Below are 4,101 nucleotides of genomic sequence, written 5' to 3'. Positions count from 1 at the left end.
GCCGTGACCATTGCCGCCGAGCCCGAGCAGCCCGCGGCACGGCCCCCCGCGGTTGGCGCGGCCGGCGGGATCGCTGACGGGCAGGAGGCCGCCGCCGGGGCCGCGGCTGAGGGCAGGGCCAAGGGCAAGAAGGGCAAGACCGGGACCGAGGGCAGGGCCGCGGACAAGACCGAGGACAGGGCCGAGGGCAGGGCCGCGGACGGGGCTGCCGCCGGGAACGCCGTCGGCGACGGCGACGCCGAGGGCCCCGCGGCCACCGCCGTCGCCGGCCGCCTGGACGAGCTGGCCCGGCGTCTCGAGGAGCTGGCCAGGCTCCGGCGTCACGACGCCGACCTGGTGGACCGCCTGCACGCCGAGAACACCCGGCTGCGGGCGGGTGAGCTGACCGAGGCGATGTCACCGTTGCTGCGGGGCCTGATGCGGCTGCACGACCAGATGACGAGCCTGGGCGCGGACGACGGCCAGAGCGTCGCCGGTATCCTGCGTACGCAGCTGTTGCAGATCATGGACGTCGCCGTGGACGTCCGTCCGTACACCGCGGTCGTGGGCATGCCCTTCGACCCGGCCCGGCACGTCGGCGTGCGCCGTATCGGTACGGACGACGCCAAGCGTGACCGGACGATCGCCCGGACCGTCAGACCCGGCTTCGTCCGCGGTGAGTCGATCGTGGTGCGCCCAGCCGAGGTGGAGGTCTTTCGGGCACACTAGGGGGCCGACAACAGCAGAAGGCCGACAAAGAGGGCCAACAACGGCGCGGCCATGGTTCTCGTGCGCCCGGTTCCCGGCCGGATCCGGGTGCCGGGGACCGGCCCGGTGGGCCCGGGGGCCTGGCGCCCCTGACCGTGGGCCGCGGCAGCGCGATGCTTTTCTTCGTGCGCCCGGGCCCTGGGCGGTGGCCGCGGTTTGGCGGAGGGAAGCTACATGACGCGGACGAAGGTGTTCGGGATCGACCTGGGAACGACGTACTCGTGTATCGCCCAGGTGGACGAGTACGGGCGCCCGGACGTCATCCGTAACATCGAGTCGCAGCCGACCACGCCGTCGGTGGTGCTCTTTGACGAGTCGCCCGGCGGCGAGGTCAGCTTCGTCGTCGGCACGCAGGCCAAGCGGCAGGCCCGGATCCGTCCGGACGACGTGGCGAGCCTGGTCAAGCGGCACATGGGCGAGGCGGACTGGCGGTTCGTCGTCCACGGCGAGGAGTACAGCGCTCCCGCGGTGTCCAGCCTCGTGCTCAAGGCCCTGGCCGCCGACGCGCAGCGGGTGACCGGGACCCCGGTGACCGATGTGGTCATCACCGTGCCCGCCTACTTCGGTGACGAGGAGCGCAAGGCGACGAAGCTCGCCGGGACGCTCGCCGGGCTGAACGTCGTCGACATCATCAACGAGCCGACCGCGGCGGCCTTCGCCTACGGGTTCGCGCGGGGCGGCGCGGCGGAGTCCACCGTGCTGGTCTACGACCTCGGCGGCGGCACCTTCGACACCACGGTCATCCGGCTGTCGGAGAACGAGATCACGGTGGTTGCCACCGACGGCGACCACGAGCTGGGCGGCGCCGACTGGGACGCCGAGCTGGTGCGTTTCCTCGCGCAGAAGTTCATCGAGGCGCAGCCCGGCGCCGGCGACCCGCTCGACGACGTCTACGACGAGCAGGAGCTGCTGACCGCGGCGGAGGAGGCGAAGCTGGCGCTCTCGGGCCGGGAGAGCGTGGACGTGCTGGTGGTCCATGCCGGCCGGCGCACGAGCGTGACCGTCACCCGCGCCGACCTCGAGGAGATCACGGCGTCGTTGCTGCAGCGCACGCTCGACCTGACCGGCTCGGTGCTCGACCGGGCGAAGGAGCGCGGGGTCGACCACGTCGACGTCTGCCTGCTCGTCGGGGGGATGAGCAAGACCCCTGTCATCGCCCGGAAGCTGACCGAGAAGTTCGGCCTGGCTCCCCGGCTCGTCGATCCTGATCTCGCGGTGGCCAAGGGCGCGGCGGTGTTCGGGCAGAAGAAGGAGCTGGAACGCCAGGTCATCGACGATCTGGTCGCGAAGGGCAGGCTTGCCGAGGGGGAGGGCCTGGAGGCGGCCGAGGCGACCGACGTGCGGCAGGCGGCGTCCGGGGCGGCCGACAGCCTCGGGCTGGACATCACCGCCGTGGTGGACCTGGTGAAAACGAAGATCGTAAATGTGACCTCGCGCGGTTTCGGGATCCTCGCCGAGGACAGGGGCAAGACGGTCGCCGCCTTCCTAGCGCACCGCAACGACCCGTTGCCGATCGAGGTGACGCGGACCTTCTACACGGTCTCCGACAACCAGGCCGAGGTCGACATCCGCGTGTTCGAGCAGGGCACGAGCGCCGAGTCGCCCCTGCCGGAGGACAACAAGGTGATCGTCGAGGGCGCCATCGCCGGCATCCCGGGCGGCCATCCCCGCGGCACGCCCGTCGAGGTCACCTTCTTCATGCGCCCGGACCAGACCATCCGGGTCACCGCCACCCATCCCGGCGCGAAGGACCCCCTGCTCCTGCAGGTGAAGGCCGGGGTCGGCAGCGAGGCGATGCGGGACGAGGAGGGCAGGAAGGTCACCCTGCTCAAGCAGCGCGACTGACGGCCTGGAGGGTCTGCGGTGGATGCCGGCCGGCGCGGGCGCTGATCCGGACGGCCGGCATCCACCGCAGACATACCCACGGGGACACCCGTACCCACGCGGACACCCGCACCCACGCGGACACCCGCCGGGCCGTGTCTGTGTGAGGTGTCACCAGGAGCGGGCAGGTGCAGTTCTGGCCGGTGCATTGCCTCGTCCAGTACATATGGTGAACGTTCCAGGCCGCGCCCAGGACGGGCACGGGCTGTACAGACACGGGTTTCACCTGCCCCGCGGCAGGGACGGGACGAAGGTGGGACGGTGAGCGCGGCGTTCGACGGCAGCGGTTACCGCCAGCGTGTGCTGGCGGAGCTGCACCGCCGCTCCACGTTGGATCTCGATGACCCTTTTTTCGTCGCGGCCCTCGATCCGGATGCCGTCCACACCGACGCGCAGGTACGCGAGCAGCTGGCCGCCGTCATGGCCTTCCTGCAACGGCAGCGGGACGCGACCCGGTACGCGTCGCTCGCGGCGACGCTGGTGCGGCGGCGGGCGGAGTGGGAGGCGCCGCTGCTGGACGCCGCCACCCGCGACCAGCTCCGGGCCCGGGTGCTGGCGGCCCGCCAGGCCGGGCAGGCCGAACGGCTGGCGAAAGTGGCCCGCAATCTCGCTACCGTACGTGAGCGTTTCGGCGGGGTGCCGCGTTCCCGGGTGGCCGGGCTGCGCCGGCTGGCGGCGGCCGACGGGGTGACCACCGAGCAGTTCGACGCGGTTCTCGCCGGCGAGCAGGTGATCGAGGACGGCTGGGGGGACGGGGCCGAGCCCCTCGCCGCGGGGGTGCGCCGCCAGATCCGGGACCGTCTGACCGAGCTGCGGCAGCTGCGGGTGGGCAGCAGGGCCGCCACCGCCTCCCTCTGGGCCTTCCTGGGGGTCCCGGCCGGCTCGCCGCCGGAACGGATCAGGGCGGCCTACGAGATCGCGCTGGAACGCAACCAGCGGCGCCCGCACGACCACGAGAAGACGGTGATCGCGGATCTGCTCGCGCAGGTGCGCACCAGGCTGCTGGACGGGGATCCGGCCGCCTACACCGCCGGCCTGGCCGCGGACGCCCGGGAGGAGATCCGGGGGCGGGTCGAGGAGCACATCGTTCTCGACGGCGAACTGGGACCGGCCGCGTTCGAGGGGCTGGTGCGGGAGATCCTCTCGAGCGGGTCGGGCCTGTCCACGGCGCAGGCCAAGACCCTGCTGCTCGGCGTCGCCCGGGAGCTGGGCGCGGCCGTGACGACCGGGGTCTTCCTCGACTATGTGGTGTGCGCGCAGTGCTGCCGCCCGGAGCCGGTGGACGGCTCGCGGATCTGCCGTTACTGCGACACCGAGCTGTACACCGCGTGCCCCTCGTGCGGACGGGAGACCGAGGCCGCCGCGGTGGCCTGCCGTTCCTGCGGGCAGAGCGTGCGCCAGGCACGGGAGGCCGCCCAGGCCGTGTCCGCCATCCGCCGGGCGCTGGGCGCCGGCCGGGCCCGCCAGGCC

3 protein-coding genes are annotated in these 4,101 nt (G+C 72.7%); all 3 read left to right on the top strand.

Going from position 1 to position 4,101, the window contains the following annotated elements:
• Positions 1 to 708, top strand: a 708-nt coding sequence (gene grpE / locus NBX02_RS19135; protein ID WP_250292475.1) for a nucleotide exchange factor GrpE, incomplete at its 5' end; no start/stop codon positions are given.
• A 213-nt stretch (positions 709 to 921) separates the two neighbouring features.
• Positions 922 to 2,592: an Hsp70 family protein gene (locus NBX02_RS19130; protein ID WP_250281142.1), complete on the top strand. Its 1,671-nt coding sequence runs from the start codon at positions 922 to 924 to the stop codon at positions 2,590 to 2,592.
• 300 nt (positions 2,593 to 2,892) lie between these two features.
• The coding region (locus NBX02_RS19125; protein ID WP_250292473.1) for a zinc ribbon domain-containing protein at positions 2,893 to 4,101 on the top strand (1,209 nt) is incomplete at its 3' end.

Source organism: Protofrankia sp. CiP1_Cm_nod1, from assembly GCF_920888515.1.
GTDB lineage: Bacteria > Actinomycetota > Actinomycetes > Frankiales > Frankiaceae > Protofrankia.
This window is presented reverse-complemented; position numbering and strand designations above follow the sequence as displayed.

Excerpts from the sequence above, each read along its gene's own strand:
- NBX02_RS19130 (WP_250281142.1), top strand. The coding sequence starts at position 922 with ATGACGCGGACGAAGGTGTTCGGGATCGACCTGGGAACGACGTACTCG.